At 28.6% G+C, this 15,823-nt stretch carries 15 protein-coding genes; all 15 read left to right on the plus strand.

The features are described from left to right. Positions 1-3 precede the first annotated feature (3 nt). The 15 genes from JL105_RS03995 (at position 4) to rpoD (ending at position 15,816) form a co-directional block, all read left to right on the plus strand. Positions 4-2,067, plus strand: coding sequence for an HD family phosphohydrolase (locus JL105_RS03995; RefSeq protein WP_132025857.1), 2,064 nt, complete (start codon positions 4-6; stop codon positions 2,065-2,067). A gap of 4 nt (positions 2,068-2,071) precedes the next feature. Beyond that, complete coding sequence (ybeY, locus tag JL105_RS04000) at positions 2,072-2,527, plus strand: rRNA maturation RNase YbeY (RefSeq protein WP_132025859.1); 456 nt, start codon at positions 2,072-2,074, stop codon at positions 2,525-2,527. Between the two features lie 9 nt (positions 2,528-2,536). Beyond that, complete coding sequence (locus tag JL105_RS04005) at positions 2,537-3,241, plus strand: diacylglycerol kinase (RefSeq protein ID WP_132025861.1); 705 nt, start codon at positions 2,537-2,539, stop codon at positions 3,239-3,241. An 11-nt stretch (positions 3,242-3,252) separates the two neighbouring features. Continuing rightward, on the plus strand, positions 3,253-4,302 hold the full coding sequence (locus JL105_RS04010; protein ID WP_132025863.1) for a DUF3048 domain-containing protein: 1,050 nt from the start codon (positions 3,253-3,255) through the stop codon (positions 4,300-4,302). A 30-nt stretch (positions 4,303-4,332) separates the two neighbouring features. Beyond that, positions 4,333-4,722 (plus strand): cytidine deaminase, encoded by a 390-nt coding sequence (locus JL105_RS04015; RefSeq protein ID WP_132026256.1) that lies wholly within the window; start codon positions 4,333-4,335, stop codon positions 4,720-4,722. Between the two features lie 15 nt (positions 4,723-4,737). After that, positions 4,738-5,625 carry a GTPase Era gene (gene era, locus JL105_RS04020; RefSeq protein WP_132025865.1) on the plus strand — a complete coding sequence of 296 codons (888 nt, stop codon included), beginning with the start codon at positions 4,738-4,740 and terminating at the stop codon, positions 5,623-5,625. A gap of 16 nt (positions 5,626-5,641) precedes the next feature. Continuing rightward, entirely contained in the window at positions 5,642-6,385 is a 744-nt protein-coding gene (recO, locus tag JL105_RS04025; protein ID WP_132025867.1) for a DNA repair protein RecO, read from the plus strand. A 20-nt stretch (positions 6,386-6,405) separates the two neighbouring features. Continuing rightward, positions 6,406-6,813, plus strand: coding sequence for a DUF4342 domain-containing protein (locus JL105_RS04030; RefSeq protein WP_132025869.1), 408 nt, complete (start codon positions 6,406-6,408; stop codon positions 6,811-6,813). Positions 6,814-7,116: 303 nt separating this feature from the next. Beyond that, positions 7,117-8,004: a glycine--tRNA ligase subunit alpha gene (gene glyQ, locus JL105_RS04035; RefSeq protein WP_132025871.1), complete on the plus strand. Its 888-nt coding sequence runs from the start codon at positions 7,117-7,119 to the stop codon at positions 8,002-8,004. After that, positions 7,997-10,078, plus strand: coding sequence for a glycine--tRNA ligase subunit beta (glyS, locus tag JL105_RS04040; protein WP_132025873.1), 2,082 nt, complete (start codon positions 7,997-7,999; stop codon positions 10,076-10,078). The genes glyQ and glyS overlap by 8 nt, the downstream gene beginning before the upstream one ends. Positions 10,079-10,128: 50 nt before the next feature. After that, a complete protein-coding gene (gene ccpN / locus JL105_RS04045; protein ID WP_132025875.1) occupies positions 10,129-10,773 on the plus strand; it encodes a transcriptional regulator CcpN in 645 nt (214 codons plus the stop codon). Positions 10,774-10,783: 10 nt separating this feature from the next. Next, complete coding sequence (locus tag JL105_RS04050) at positions 10,784-11,611, plus strand: pyruvate, water dikinase regulatory protein (RefSeq protein ID WP_132025877.1); 828 nt, start codon at positions 10,784-10,786, stop codon at positions 11,609-11,611. A gap of 145 nt (positions 11,612-11,756) precedes the next feature. Continuing rightward, positions 11,757-12,773, plus strand: coding sequence for a deoxyguanosinetriphosphate triphosphohydrolase (locus JL105_RS04055; RefSeq protein WP_132025879.1), 1,017 nt, complete (start codon positions 11,757-11,759; stop codon positions 12,771-12,773). A 79-nt stretch (positions 12,774-12,852) separates the two neighbouring features. After that, a complete protein-coding gene (gene dnaG, locus JL105_RS04060; RefSeq protein WP_132025881.1) occupies positions 12,853-14,679 on the plus strand; it encodes a DNA primase in 1,827 nt (608 codons plus the stop codon). Between the two features lie 24 nt (positions 14,680-14,703). Beyond that, the gene (rpoD, locus tag JL105_RS04065) at positions 14,704-15,816 is read left to right on the plus strand and encodes an RNA polymerase sigma factor RpoD (protein ID WP_202690617.1); all 1,113 of its coding nucleotides are present in this window, start codon (positions 14,704-14,706) and stop codon (positions 15,814-15,816) included. The last annotated feature ends 7 nt before the right edge of the window (positions 15,817-15,823 follow it).

Genomic DNA, 15,823 nt, shown 5'->3' on the forward strand with positions numbered 1-15,823 from the left:
CATATGAAAAACAATGTGAAGGGTAAAATTAGAAACAAAAATAAAAAATATGTAAATATTATAATATTATTGTTATTTACAATAATTCTTTTTTTAGTTATTGTTCAAAAGGTAGAGACCAAAAAAATAGATGTGAAAGTTGGGGATATTGCACCTTTTGAAATAAGAGCTACTAAAGAAATTGAAGATAAGATAGCTACAGAACAATTAAAGACACGTGTAGCTAATAATGTTGAACCTAAGTATAGATTAAGTCCTTCAGTACAGATGACTATGAAGCAAAATATTAAAGAGTTTTTCAACAAAGTAAGAAAACTTAAAGCTGATGAAAGTTTAACTTTTAATGAAAAAATAGAAGTTTTAGGCGAAGAGTCTAGAATTTTACTTTCTAAAAACGAATACTATATTGCTTTAAAATTAAGTGATAGTAAATTAGACGCTTTTGAGAACACATTATATGATTTGATAAATCAAATCATGGGAGCAGGAATAAAGGAAGAAGATTTAGAATATGAAAAAAATAATATTGAAAAGATTTTTGAAACTATGGATCTTAGTGAAAATGAAAAACAATTAGGAATAGCTATTTTAACTAACACTATACAACCAAATAAATTTATAGATGAGGAAGCTACAAAGAGAAAAAAAGAGGAAGAAATAGCAAAAATAGAGCCAGTTATTGTAAAAGAACATGAAGTGATTGTTCGAAAAGGAGATGTTATAGATAGTCATGCTTTATATTTAATTAAAGAGTCAGGATTGTTAAAAGAAAAAGAAGGTTGCGATAAAAGAACAGTTGTAGGTGTTATAATATTAATAGCATTGTTACAGATAATTATATTCGGTTATATCCATTTATTTAACAAGGAAGTATTAGAAGGAAACAAGCTGTTAATATTAATTATTATAATAACTACTATAATATTAATATGTGAAGGAACTTATAATATTTCGCCTTTTATAATGCCTGTATCGGCAGCTGCCCTTTTAATTGCAATATTAATTGATATAAGGTTATCTTTGATAGTTAATATATTTATAATATTTATTTTAAGTTTAATGTTTAAATTAGAGGATGCATTAATTGCTATGTACTTAGTAAGTGGAAGTATTGGGGCTTATATGGCTACAAAACGTCAACAAAGATATAATATATTGATGAATGGTTTAATAATGGGTATATTTAATATATTAACTATTATATCTTTTGGATTAATAAAGAAACTAGAATTAATGGAGTTAATAGGGAAAAGCGGTTATGGAATGCTTAATGGTTTATTTTGTGCTATTTTGACTATAGGAACTTTGCCAATTTGGGAGAATGTGTTTAAAGTTGTAACACCTTTAAAATTATTAGAATTGTCTAATCCTAATCAAATTCTTTTAAAGAGATTACTTTTAGAGGCACCAGGGACTTACCATCATAGCATAATTGTAGGAAATTTAAGTGAAAGAGCTGCTGAAGCTATTGGGGCAGATCCATTGCTAGCTAGAGTTGGAGCATATTATCATGATATTGGGAAGCTTAAAAGACCTTACTTTTTTAAAGAGAATCAATTAGGGATGGACAATCCTCATGATAAACTTGATCCTAGAACAAGTGCATTAATAATTATCAATCATACAAAAGATGGTATAGAATTGGCAAAAGAACATAATATACCAAAAGAGATAATAGATATAATAGCTCAACATCATGGTGATACTATGGTAGCATATTTTTACCATAAAGCTCTAAAAGAGAAAGAATCGAATGAAGTTAATGTTAAAGACTTTAGGTACCCAGGCCCTAAACCTCAAACCAGAGAAGCAGCAATAGTTATGTTAGCTGATTCTACTGAGGCAGCTGTTAGATCTATAAAAGAACCCAATAAAAACAAAATAGAAGATATGATTAGAAATGTAATTAGAGGAAAATTTGAAGATGGACAACTTGAAGAATGTAATTTAACTTTTAAGGATTTAAATATTATTGCAGATTCATTTGTATCTGTGATGGCAGGGATATTTCATGAGAGGATAGAATATCCAAAGTTGGAATTAGAAAAAGAAAAAGGAGAATCATAAATATATGAGGGTATGTATAGACGATAGACAAAATAAAGTTAAACTGGATGAAAATTTGTATAAAATATTAGAACAAGTAGTAAAAGAATGTCTAGTATTAGAAGGAAAATCTTTGAGTTATGAAATAAGTATATCTTTTGTAGATAATGAGGAAATAAGGTTGTTAAATAAAAAATATAGGAATATTGATAGCACAACAGATGTTCTATCTTTCCCATTAGATGGAGAGATGTTAGTGCCTATACCTTTATTAGGAGATATTGTAATTTCTGCTGAGAAAGCTTTAGAGCAGGCTAAGGATTATGGTCATTCCTTTGTAAGAGAGGTAGCATATTTAACTGCTCATAGTATGTTACATCTATTTGGATATGATCATATTGATAAAGAAGAAAGGACTATCATGAGAAATAAAGAAAAAGAAATAATGAAAAGGTTAAAAATATTTAAAGATGAAAAGTAGGAGAATGTTATGAAATCGAGATCCTTAATGGAAAGTTTTAATTATGCTGTATCTGGTATAATATATACTTTAAAAACAGAAAAGAATATGAGAATCCATTTTATAATATCTATAGCGGTTATAGTATTGAGTTTATTTTTTGATTTTTCAAGAGGAGAGATGTTATTACTTTTTTTTGCCATATCATTAGTATTTATTACGGAAATGATAAATACAGCTATAGAAAGAACTATAGACTTAATAACGGAAGATTTTCATCCTTTAGCTAGAGTGACAAAGGATATAGCTGCTGGAGGAGTTTTAATAGCAGCTATAAATTCATTGATAGTAGGATATCTTTTATTTTTTGATAGATTAAATCCCTATACAAATCAGATACTGCATAAAATAAAAAATTCCCCAATTCATTTAACTTTTGTAGCTTTAGCATTGGTAATTTTAGTAACTATTGGTATAAAAACGAAATTTTATAGAGGAAAGGGCACTCCTTTTCAGGGAGGGATTGTAAGCGGACATGCAGCAGTATCTTTTTGTATTGCTACTATTATATCCTTTGAAGCTAATAATATGTTGGTATCTACCCTTGCATTCTTTATGGCTATTCTTGTAGGGGAAAGTAGAGTAGAAGGTAGGATACACAGTTTATTTGAAGTAATATCTGGTGCATTATTAGGTATAATAATAGGTGTATTAGTATTTCAAATAATTGGTTAGTGGAGGAAAATATGAAAAAAACAACTTTATTATTTATAATAATATTATTGTTTTTATTGTTAAGTTGTAAAAAAGATATAACTCAAGTTGAGGATGAAATATTAAAAGAAACAGAAAAGATTTCAGCAGAATATACTTCTAATGATAAAAAGAAAATACAGAAAGGTATTCCATCTCCTTTATCAGGGATTTATGCACCAGAAAAGAAAGTAAAAAGACGTCCTGTTGCTGTAATGTTTGACAATCACCCAAATGCTAGGTGGCAATCAGGATTATCTCAAGCAGAAATAGTTTATGAATTTTTAGTAGAAGCTCCTTATACTAGATATATGGGAATTTTTCTAATAAATGATCCTGAAGCTATAGGACCTATAAGATCTTCCAGACCTTATTTTATAACTGCTCTATTGGAATATGATCCAATATATGTGCGAGTAGGGGGAAGCCCTCAAGCTAAGCAGGATATAATTAAATTAAACATAGCTGATATAGATGGATTATCCAGTAGCAATGAAGTTTTTTGGGAAAATAAAAAAGTAAAAAAAAGATCACCTCATAATACATATACTAGTATGAAAGTTATTAGGGAAGTTCAAGGGCTTAAGGGTTATGATTTAATAGGGCATTATGAAGGATTTAAATTTAACGATGAAGATGTAGAACTTGAAGGATTTGTAGCAAATAGTATTGATATACATTATTACAATAATAATGTCACTTCTTATATATACAATTCAAATGAAAAATTATATTATCGTAAAAAAGATGGAGTTGAACACCATGATGAATTAGATAATACTCCTATAAAGACAAAAAACATAATAATACAAGAAGCGAAAACTAGTGTTATAGATAAGGAAGGTAGATTGTCTATAGATTTGATAGGAGAGGGAAAAGGTAAATATATAACTAATGGTAAGGGAATAGATATAAAATGGTCAAAAGAATCAAGAAATAGTAAAACTTATTATTATGATAAAAATGGAGAAGAGATAGTTTTAAATCCAGGGATAACTTGGATACAAGTTGTAAATACCAATACTATTATTGATATTTATTAAAATTATATGAGGGTGAATAATATGGATAATATAGACAAAAAATATTTAATAAAAAAAGCGTTAGAAGCTAAGAAAAAAGCTTATGTACCTTATTCTAAATTTAGAGTAGGAGCAGCTATATTAACAGAGAATGGAGATATTTATACTGGTTGTAATATAGAAATAGCTTCTTATTCTCCAACGATTTGTGCAGAAAGAACTGCTATATTTAAAGCAATATCTGAGGGGCATAGGAATATAAAGGCTATTGCAATAGTGGGTGATTCTAATTTTACTTATCCTTGTGGAGTTTGTAGACAAGTTATTAGAGAATTTGGTAAAGATGCTTTAATAATAGTAGCAAATTCAGAAGATGAATATAGAGAATATACTTTAGATGAATTGTTACCCTATAGTTTTGGACCAGAGGATTTAAATTAATGTAGAGGTGATAAAATGTATAGATCAGGATTTGTAACAGTAATAGGAAGACCAAATGTAGGTAAATCTACATTGCTTAATTATATTATTGGAGAGAAAATATCCATTACATCCAACAAGCCTCAAACCACAAGAAATAAGATACAACTTGTATATACAGAAGAGGATTGTCAAATAATATTTTTAGATACTCCTGGAATTCAAAAACCTAAAAATAAATTAGGAGAATATATGTTAAAGGTTTCAAAAAGTACATTGAATGAAGTAGATGTAGTGACTTTTATGGTAGATGATAGTATTAAAATAGGTAGATTGGATAATTATATTATTGAGCAACTAAAAGAGTTAAAAACTCCTATAATATTACTTATAAATAAAATAGATAAATTAAAAGGGGAGCAGATAGATGAACTAGTGCTAAAATACGAAAGCATGAATATTTTTACTGATATAATTCCAATATCAGCTATAAATGGGACTAATATAGATAGATATATTCAATCTATTAAAAAACTATTACCTGAAGGACCTCAATACTTTCCAGAGGATATGATAACAGATCAACCTGAACGATTTATAATATCTGAAATAATTAGGGAAAAAGCTTTAGAGAATTTGCATGATGAAGTTCCCCATGGGATATTTATAGGTATAGATAGTATAGCACAAAGGGAAAATAAAGATTTAATAGATATACATGCTACTATATATTGTGAAAAAGAATCTCATAAAGGCATTATAATAGGTAAAAGAGGTCAAATGTTAAAAGAAATCGGGAGAAAAGCACGATTAGACATAGAAAAATTATTAGGAAGTCAAGTGAATCTTCAATTATGGGTTAAAGTAGAAAAAAATTGGAGAGAAAAAGAAAATAAATTGCATCATTTTGGTTATGAATTATAGATAGAGGGATAAATAAATGATTACTAAAACTAAAGGAGTAGTATTAAAAGAATTTAGATTTAGAGAAACTAGTAAAATATTGACACTATATACATTAAAATATGGAAAGATTCAAGCTATGGCTAGAGGAGCTTATAGACCTAAATCTCAATTGATTGCTAATACTCAAACTTTTTCATATAATGAGTATCAATTATATAAAGGGAAAAATTTTTATTATATAAATCAAGGAGATATAATAGATTCTTTTTATTCTATAAGGGAAAATATAGATAGATTAATGTATGGATCTTATTTACTGGAGTTAATGGATTTATCCACTATGGAAGAAGAACAAAATGAAAAATTATTTTTTTTGTTATTAAAAGGATTATCAGTACTATCTAAATTAGATAGAGGATTTGTTAGATTTATATTAGCTTATGAGTTGAAATTTATTTCTTTTTTAGGGTATAAACCTTTATTAGATAGATGTGCAAATTGTGGTAATAAAGATTTAAATGTGATAAAATTTAGTATAGAAAAAGGCGGTATAATATGTAAAGATTGTTTTAGACAAGATAATTTTTGTGAAAACATGGATTCAAACATGTATAAAGCTATGAAATCTCTATTATATACTCCATTGGATGAAATAATGTGCCTAAAAATACCTGAATGTATTATGTTTAAATTACATGCTATTATGGAAAAATATATATTGAATAAGATAGATAGGGAAAAATTTAATTCTTTAATGATGTTAAAATCAATGAAATAATAAATAATGGAGGTGTAAAAATGGATATATCATTAGAAAAAGTCGATGCAGTAATTGCACGAACTGCAGCTACTTTTAAAGAGGCAAAAGAAGCTTTAGAAAAAACGGAAGGAGATGTGGTAGAAGCTATAATTCTTATAGAGGAAAATAGGAAATCTTGGACAGATAACATTTCATATAAAGGAGAACAGATGATTGAAAAGGTAAAAGAATTATTAAGAAAGGGTAATGTTACTAAGATTACTATAAAGAAAGATGAAGAAGTAATCATGAATATACCAGTAACAGCTGCAGCTTTAGGGACTATTATATCTGCTCCATTAGCTTTAATAGGATTGGGTTCTGCTATTATTGCTAAATGTACCATAGAGATAGAAAAGGAAGATGGAGAAATTATAAATGTAAATCAATTGGTGGACAAAAGATAGGAGATATATAACTAATTATATTGACAAGCTATGTATTTTTTGTTAAATTATAAAATATATATAAATTTAATATGTAATGAGGAAGAAAAAGTCAATATATATATATTTATTAAAGCGAGTTAGGGATGGTGAGAGCCTAATATAAAAATATTGATTAAGGCACTTCTGAGCATATTTTATTAAGAGAATACCATTAAATATTTAGGTATTAAATAGGGTGGAACCGCGGAAGTAACCTTTCGTCCCTATGGGATGTAAAGGTTTTTTATATTGTATATTAATTGAATAAGGAGGTTTGAACATATGTACTTTCAGGAATTGTATCTGAAATTGTTAAATTATTGGGGAAATAAAGGATGTATAGTATTAGAACCTTATGATGTAGAAAAAGGTGCTGGTACTATGAGTCCTCATACTTTTTTAAGATCCCTAGGTCCAGAGCCATGGAAAGTAGTATATGTAGAACCATCAAGAAGACCAGCAGATGCTAGATATGGAGAAAACCCTCATAGGGTATATCAACATCATCAATTACAGGTAATATTGAAACCTTCTCCTGATAATGTACAGGATATTTATCTTGATAGTTTAAAGGAAATAGGAGTGGACCCTTTAAAGCATGATATTAGGTTTGTAGAGGATAATTGGGAAGCTCCTACATTAGGTGCTTGGGGCTTAGGATGGGAAGTATGGCTGGATGGTATGGAAATTACTCAATTTACTTATTTTCAACAAGTAGGGAGCATAAATTGTGATTTAGAATCGGCAGAGTTAACTTATGGTTTAGAAAGAATTGCCATGTATCTTCAAGATGTAGATAGTATTTTTGATATAAAATGGAATAAAAACATAACATATGGTGATATTTTTAAACAAGCAGAATATGAACATTCTGTATATAGCTTTGAAAAAGCTAATATAGAAACTCTTAAAAAATTGTTTGATATATATGAAGGAGAAGCTAAGAAAGGTATAGAAAATGGATTGGTTCTTCCTAGTTATGATTATGTATTAAAATGTTCTCATGTTTTTAATATTTTGGATGCGAGAGGTGCTTTATCAGTAACTGAAAGGACACACTATATATCAAAAGTTAGATCTTTAGCAAAACTGGTTGCATCTAAGTATATTTCTCAAAGGGAAAAGTTAGGATATCCTCTGTTAAAAGAAGGGGGGAGTATAGATGACTGATAATAAGTATTTATTAGAAATTGGAGTAGAGGAGTTACCTGCAAGATTTATTGATGATGCTCTTGAACAATTAAGAAACAATACTGAAAAAACTTTAGAAGAAAAAAGGATAATATTTGAAAATATTGAAACTTATGCTACTCCTAGAAGATTAGTTCTTGTCATAAAAGGATTAGCAGAAAAACAGAAAACGATATATCAAAAAGTGAAAGGTCCTGCAAAGCGAATTGCTTATGATAATGAAGGCAATCCGACAAAAGCTCTTAAAGGTTTTATGAGAGGGCAAGGGGTAGATATAGATCAAATTACTCTACAAGAGTATAAGGGTGAAATTTATGTATATGCTAATGTAAAGAAGGAAGGAAAAGTAACTGAAGATGTGCTATCAGAAAACATGCCAAATATAATAAGATCTATAGTATTCCCAAAATCTATGAAATGGGGAGGAAAAAATATAAGATTTGCTCGACCAATAAGATGGATTGTTTCTATTTATAATAATAAAGTAGTACCATTTGATTTAGAGGGTATAAAGGTAGGTAATGTAACTAGAGGTCATAGATTCTTGGGAAGTTCTTATATTGAATTAAATTCTGTAGATGAATATTTTGATGTTTTAGAGAAGAATTATGTAATAGTAGATCAAAACAAGAGAAGAGACATTATTAAATATGGTTCTAAAAGATTAGCAAAAGAAAAAGGTGGAAACTTATTATTGGATCCTGAATTGTTAGAAGAAGTTACTTATTTAGTAGAATATCCAACTCCATTAATAGGAAGAATAGCTGAAGAATACTTAGAATTGCCAGTAGATGTAATTATAACTCCAATGAAAGAACATTTACGTTATTTCCCAGTAGTTGATGATAGTGGAAGATTATTACCTTATTTTATAACTGTAAGGAATGGAAATGAAGAATATTTGGATATAGTTAGAAAAGGAAATGAAAAGGTTTTGGAAGCAAGACTCGAAGATGCTAAATTTTTTTATTATGAAGATATTAAAAATCCTTTAGAAAATTATGTAGATGAATTAAAGAATATAATATTTCAAGAAAAGCTTGGAACTTTATACGATAAAACTATTCGAGTGCAGAAATTAGCTGATAAGATAGGTGATTACTTAGAAGTAGGGCAAGAAACTAAGAATAATATCAATAGAGCTGCTTATCTTTCTAAAGCGGACTTGGTAACTAAGATGGTAGATGAGTTTACAGAACTTCAAGGAAGAATAGGAATGGAATATGCTAAACAATCTGGTGAAAATGAAATAGTTAGTTTAGCCATATATGAACAGTATCTTCCAAGATTTTCAGGAGATCAATTACCAACTACTACAGCTGGAGCAATTCTCAGTATTGCCGATAAACTGGATACTATTGCAGGATGTTTTGCTATAGAAATACAGCCTACAGGATCACAAGATCCATATGGTTTAAGAAGGCAAGCACTTGGTATAATAAACATAATATTGGATAGAAAATTAGATTTAAATTTAGATGATATAATAGATTTTGCATTATATATATATGTAGAAGAGAATGGTTTAGTATTTGATTATAAAACTGTGAAACAAGAGATACTTGAATTTTTTAATGGACGAATAAAAAATATGTTTAATGACATGGGTATAAGATATGATATAATTGATGGAGTAATAGCTACAGGAATAAATAATATATATGATTTAAAACTTAGAGCAGATAAATTGAATACTTATATAGAGAGTGAAGGTCTAGAAGATGTATTAACTACTTTTAATCGTGTTGCAAACTTAGCTAAAAATGCTAGTTCTACAGAAGTAAAAAGGGATCTCTTGGTTAAAGAAGAAGAAATAGAATTATATGAAGCATTTAATAATATTGAAGATAAGGTTATAAATTGGTTAAATAAAAAGGAATATGATAAAGCGTTAGAACAATTTATATTATTAAAGGAACCAGTTGATAATTTCTTTGATAATGTGATGGTAATGGTAGATGATGAAAAAGTTAGAGAAAATAGATTGAATCTACTAGCTAAAATATCTGAAACTATGTTAATGATATGTGATTTGTCCAAAATAGTTAAATGATTATAACTATTCATCTAATAACTTTTAAAAATGTGCTTAAATAAAGGGTGGTGATTTCTATCCAGTTAAGTGAAAGACAGGAAAGGATTATTGACATAGTTAAATGTAATCAGCCAATAACCAGTGAAAATATTGCTAAAAAACTAAAATTAACTCGCTCAACCATCCGACCTGATTTAGCTATACTTACCATGTCAGGCATATTAGATGCAAGACCTAAAGTGGGTTATTTCTATACAGGAAAGACTACTTTAAGTTTTATATCGGAAAAGATAAGAGAGATAAAAGTAGCTGATAGAAAATCTGTACCTATTGTAGTGGATGAAGAAAGCAGTATTTATGATGCAATTGTTACTATGTTTTTAGAAGATGTAGGTACTATATATGTAACTTCAGGTGGATATCTTTCAGGAGTAGTATCTAGAAAAGACTTTTTAAAAAATGCTATAGGAGGATTAGATTTATACAAAACACCGGTTGGAGTAATTATGACTCGAATGCCCAATATAGTAGTTACCACATTGGGGGAAACAGTTTTGGAAGCAGCAAATAAATTAATAGACCACGAGATAGATAGTCTTCCCGTGGTAGAAGAAGTTTCGATAAAAGAAGGAGAAAAAGCTTATAAAGTAATAGGTAGAATTACTAAAACTACTATCACTAGACTTTTTGTAGACCTAGGTAATAATGAATAGGGGTGATATTATGGACAAGAGTGTTGCGGTATATGTATTATCTGATTCTATAGGAGAAACAGGAGAACAAGTTGCTAGAGCAGCTGTAAGTCAATTTAATCCTGATAAATACGAAGTTCGAAGATTCCCTTATATAACAGATGAAGATCAAATAATAGAAATATTTGAGGAAGCTAAAAATGAGAAAAGTATAATCGTATATACTATAGTTATTGAAAGATTGAAAAAATTTATTGTAGAAATGGGAGAAGTATATGGAATCCCCGTAGTAGATTTAATGACACCTGTTTTAAATGCATTGGAACAAGTACTTGATTATGAACCTAAAAGAGAACCAGGACTTATAAGGAGATTAGATGAAAAATATTTTAAAAAAGTAGAAGCAGTAGAATTTGCTGTAAAATATGATGATGGAAAAGACACAAGAGGTATAAAAAGGGCAGATATAGTATTAATTGGCGTATCTAGAACTTCAAAGACCCCGTTAAGTATGTATCTAGCACATAAAAATTTTAAAGTAGCCAATGTACCTCTAGTACCAGAAGTTCCCGTTCCAGAGGAGTTGTTCCATAAAGATAGTCGAAGGATCTTTGGTTTAATAGCCAATCCATTTAAACTAAATGAAATTAGGCAAGAAAGATTAAAATCTTTAGGATTAAGTAATAATGCTAATTATGCAAGCATAGAAAGAATTAAATTAGAGCTTGAATATTCTAAGAAGATAATGGAAAAACTAGGTTGTACAGTAATAGATGTATCCAATAAAGCAGTAGAAGAAACTGCTGGAATAGTAATAGATTATATGAAAAAAAATTTTGGTGAGGAGATAATGGGTTAGAAGTGTTGAATATTCAACACTTCTTTTATAATTAATTTAATTTTCAAAGTTATAAAAAATATTATTTTAGGAATAAAGGATTATATGGATTTATGTAGTATATATAATTACAATGTTTAACATTATTGCAAAGGGGTATATTATCATGAATATTCGAAATCAAATAGAAATGTGTGAAAAAAATACTTTATCTCCCTTAGCTACATTAAGCCAATGTACTAAAGGAAGAAGTTTATTCGAAGAGAAATGTAGTATAAGAACAGAATTTCAAAGAGATAGGGATAGAATTATACATTCTAAATCTTTTAGAAGATTAAAACATAAAACTCAGGTATTTATTGCACCAGAAGGGGATCATTATAGGACTAGGTTGACTCATACTTTAGAAGTAGCTCAAATATCTAGAACATTGGCTAGAGCCTTAAGGTTAAATGAAGACTTAGTTGAAGCTATAGCGTTGGGACATGATTTAGGACATACGCCTTTTGGACATACAGGTGAGGTAATATTAAATAAGTTAAATCCAAAAGGTTTTAAGCATAATGAACAAAGTATAAAAGTAGTGGAATATTTAGAGCATAGTCAATCTAGAATTGGACTCAATTTGACTTATGAAGTTAAAGATGGAATAATGAAGCATACAGGTGAGAAAAGACCAGAAACTTTAGAGGGAGAAATAGTTAGAATAGCAGATCGAATTGCATATATTAACCATGATATAGATGATGCAATTAGAGCAAATATTATAAGAATGGAAGATTTACCCAAAGATTGTGTTGAAAAGCTAGGTAAATATCATGGTGATAGGATTAATACCATGATATTAGATGTAATTAAAAGTAGTTTAGAAAATAAAGAAATATCCATGGGGGAGGAAATTGGATATTATACAGAAAAATTAAGACAATTCATGTTTGAAAGGGTATATTTAAATTCGGCGGCTAAGAAGGAAGAAGGAAAAGCTAAATATATGATAGAGCAATTGTACAATTATTATTTATATAATTATGATAGATTGCCTAAAGAACATAAAAAATTATATAATGATAATATGTCTTCAAAAGAAGATATAATATGTGATTATATAGCAGGTATGACGGATAGATATGCAGTAAATTTATTTAAAGATTTATTTATACCTAAAGCGTGGGAAAAATATTAAAAAAAGAAGGATTATTTAAATATTTGTCGAATATGAACAAGGTGCTCTTTTGAGTAAAGGAGAAACAAGGTGGTAAATTATGTCATATATAATTACGGATGAAATAATTGAAAAAGTTCGAGATTCTAGTGATATTGTAGATATAATATCTAGATATGTATCCCTCAAAAAGAGTGGAAGCAATTATGTGGGCTTATGTCCTTTTCATAATGAAAAAACACCGTCTTTTACCGTATCTCATGCTAAGCAGCTTTTTCATTGTTTCGGATGTGGAGAAGGAGGAGACGTTATATCCTTTATTATGAAAATGGAGAATTTAACGTTTCCTGAAGCGATAAAGTATCTAGCGGATATAGCTGGAATACTCATAGAGGAAAAGAAAGTTGATGAAAAATTGGAAAAAGAAAAAGAAAAGATATATGAGATAAATAAAGAAGCAGCTAGATTTTATTATTATAATTTAATGAAGAATAAAAAAGCTTTAATGTATTTAAAAAATAGAAATATAAACAAACGAGTATTAAATCAATTTGGTTTAGGATATGCTCAAGATAGTTGGAATAGTATATATGAATATTTAAAAAGCAAAGGATATAAGGATTTAGATATAGAGAAAACAGAGCTTGTTGGAAAGAAAAAGGATAATACTGGATACTATGATAAATTTAGAAACAGGATAATGTTTCCAATTATAGATATAAGGGATAGAGTAATTGGATTTGGTGGCAGGGTATTAGATAATTCTATGCCTAAATATTTAAATTCAAAAGATACCTTAGTATTTACAAAAGGTAATAATTTATATGGATTAAATTTGGTTAAAAAACTATCAAATAGGGAAAAGATTATATTAGTAGAAGGTTATATGGATGTAATATCCCTATTTAATCATGGTATAAATTATGCTGTAGCTAGTTTGGGAACTGCTTTTACCCGAAATCAAGGAAGACTAATTAAAAGATATGGAAAAGAAGTATATATTTGTTATGATTCAGATAATGCAGGAATAAATGCTACCATTAAAGCTTTGAACATATTAATGGAAGAAGGAATAGATCCAAAGGTAATAGTTTTGCCATCAGGGCAAGATCCAGATGATTTTATAAATAAAAATGGAATAGAAGAATTTGAAAAACTAATGGATAAAGCATTAAATTTTATAGAATATCAAATATATGTAAACAAACTTAAATTTAATTTAGTAAATCCAGAAGAAAAGATAATATTTACAAAAGAAATATCGAAAGCATTAAAAAAATTAAAAAGTCCCATAGAAAAGGATGTTTATATAGATAAAATATCTTTAGCAACTGGTATATCTAAAGAAGCAATAAAAAGTGAAGTATTTGGTAAGAATTATAAAAGCAATATAAAAACATATAGAAATGAGTATAAGGATAATAAAAATAAAATAACTCCTATAAAAATAGTATTAAAACCTGCTCATTTAACTGCAGAAAAAACTTTAATTAAATTAATGATGGAAAGTTATGAATATTTTAATATAATAAGAAAGCATCTAAATGAAGAAGATTTTTTTAGTTATGAATGTAATATATTAGCTTGCCTAATATTTGAGCAATATGAGAATAATAAACAATTGACAGAAATAGATACAAATTCTATACTAGAAAAGATAAAAAATATAAAAGATGTAGATACGGCTGCTATAGAGGAAATTTTATTTAATGAAATAAATTTTGTACATGAGGATAAATATGTATTAATAGAAGATTTAATAAATACAGTTGAATTTTCTAAATTTAAACTTGAGAGAGAACAAGTAGCTAAAGAGATTCAAAAAATAGAGTCTAATAAAGATAAGGATGAAGGAGATGTAAATAAGTTAAAATTACTATGTTTGAGATTAACAGAAATAGACAAACAATTAGAATCATACAAATAAACGCTTGGAAGGGAGGTAGTAGCATTGGAATATAAAAATATTAGTGATGAAAAAACCAAGTTAGACGCTGCAAAAAAATTAATTGAAAAGGGTAAGAAAAATGGTATATTAACATATAAAGAAATAGCTGATGCATTAGAAGAAATAGATATAGATGTAGAACAAATAGATGATATTTATTTAAAATTAGAAGATATGGGTATTGATATAGTAGGAGAAAAGGAAGAAGATTTACTTCTTGAATCTGATGATGAGGACGAAACTGATGATGAAATAGATACAAAGGATTTATCTGTACCTAAAGGAGTAAGTGTTGATGATCCTGTAAGAATGTATCTTAAAGAAATAGGGAAGATTCCCTTATTGACAGCTGAAGAAGAAATAGAATTGGCTAAACGAATGGAAGCAGGAGATGAGGAAGCAAAAAAACGCTTAGCTGAAGCAAATCTTAGGCTTGTGGTAAGTATAGCTAAGAGATATGTTGGCAGAGGGATGATGTTTTTGGACTTAATCCAAGAGGGAAATTTAGGCTTAATGAAAGCGGTAGAAAAATTTGATTATAAAAAAGGATATAAATTTAGCACCTATGCAACTTGGTGGATACGTCAGGCTATAACTAGAGCTATTGCTGACCAAGCTAGAACTATAAGAATTCCAGTGCATATGGTGGAAACTATAAATAAACTAGTAAGGGTTCAAAGGCAATTGGTTCAAGAACTAGGTAGAGATCCAACTCCTGAAGAGATTGCTGAAGAAATGAATATGGAGGTAGAAAAGGTAATGGATATAATGAAAATTGCCCAAGAGCCAGTATCATTAGAAACTCCGATAGGCGAAGAAGAGGATAGTCATTTAGGGGATTTTATTGAAGATGATAATGCTGTGTCTCCTACAGATGCAGTATCATATATAATGTTAAGAGAACAGTTAATGGAAGTGCTAGATACCCTCACTCCAAGAGAACAGAAAGTATTAAGATTGAGATTTGGTTTAGATGATGGGAGAGCTAGAACATTAGAAGAAGTAGGTAAAGAATTCGATGTAACAAGAGAAAGGATTAGACAAATAGAAGCAAAAGCCTTGAGAAAGTTAAGACATCCTAGTAGAAGTAAAAAGTTAAAGGATTTTTTAGAATAAATTAAAG

Source organism: Keratinibaculum paraultunense (genome assembly GCF_016767175.1).
Taxonomy (GTDB): Bacteria; Bacillota; Clostridia; order Tissierellales; family Tepidimicrobiaceae; genus Keratinibaculum; species Keratinibaculum paraultunense.

Bases quoted from the DNA above. Each gene is read 5' to 3' on its own strand.
- JL105_RS03995 (WP_132025857.1), top strand. From the start codon at position 4: ATGAAAAACAATGTGAAGGGTAAAATTAGAAACAAAAATAAAAAATAT.
- era (WP_132025865.1), top strand. From the start codon at position 4,738: ATGTATAGATCAGGATTTGTAACAGTAATAGGAAGACCAAATGTAGGT.
- dnaG (WP_132025881.1), top strand. From the start codon at position 12,853: ATGTCATATATAATTACGGATGAAATAATTGAAAAAGTTCGAGATTCT.
- glyQ (WP_132025871.1), top strand. From the start codon at position 7,117: ATGTACTTTCAGGAATTGTATCTGAAATTGTTAAATTATTGGGGAAAT.
- JL105_RS04005 (WP_132025861.1), top strand. From the start codon at position 2,537: ATGAAATCGAGATCCTTAATGGAAAGTTTTAATTATGCTGTATCTGGT.
- JL105_RS04055 (WP_132025879.1), top strand. From the start codon at position 11,757: ATGAATATTCGAAATCAAATAGAAATGTGTGAAAAAAATACTTTATCT.
- recO (WP_132025867.1), top strand. From the start codon at position 5,642: ATGATTACTAAAACTAAAGGAGTAGTATTAAAAGAATTTAGATTTAGA.
- JL105_RS04050 (WP_132025877.1), top strand. From the start codon at position 10,784: ATGGACAAGAGTGTTGCGGTATATGTATTATCTGATTCTATAGGAGAA.
- glyS (WP_132025873.1), top strand. From the start codon at position 7,997: ATGACTGATAATAAGTATTTATTAGAAATTGGAGTAGAGGAGTTACCT.
- JL105_RS04010 (WP_132025863.1), top strand. From the start codon at position 3,253: ATGAAAAAAACAACTTTATTATTTATAATAATATTATTGTTTTTATTG.
- JL105_RS04030 (WP_132025869.1), top strand. From the start codon at position 6,406: ATGGATATATCATTAGAAAAAGTCGATGCAGTAATTGCACGAACTGCA.
- ybeY (WP_132025859.1), top strand. From the start codon at position 2,072: ATGAGGGTATGTATAGACGATAGACAAAATAAAGTTAAACTGGATGAA.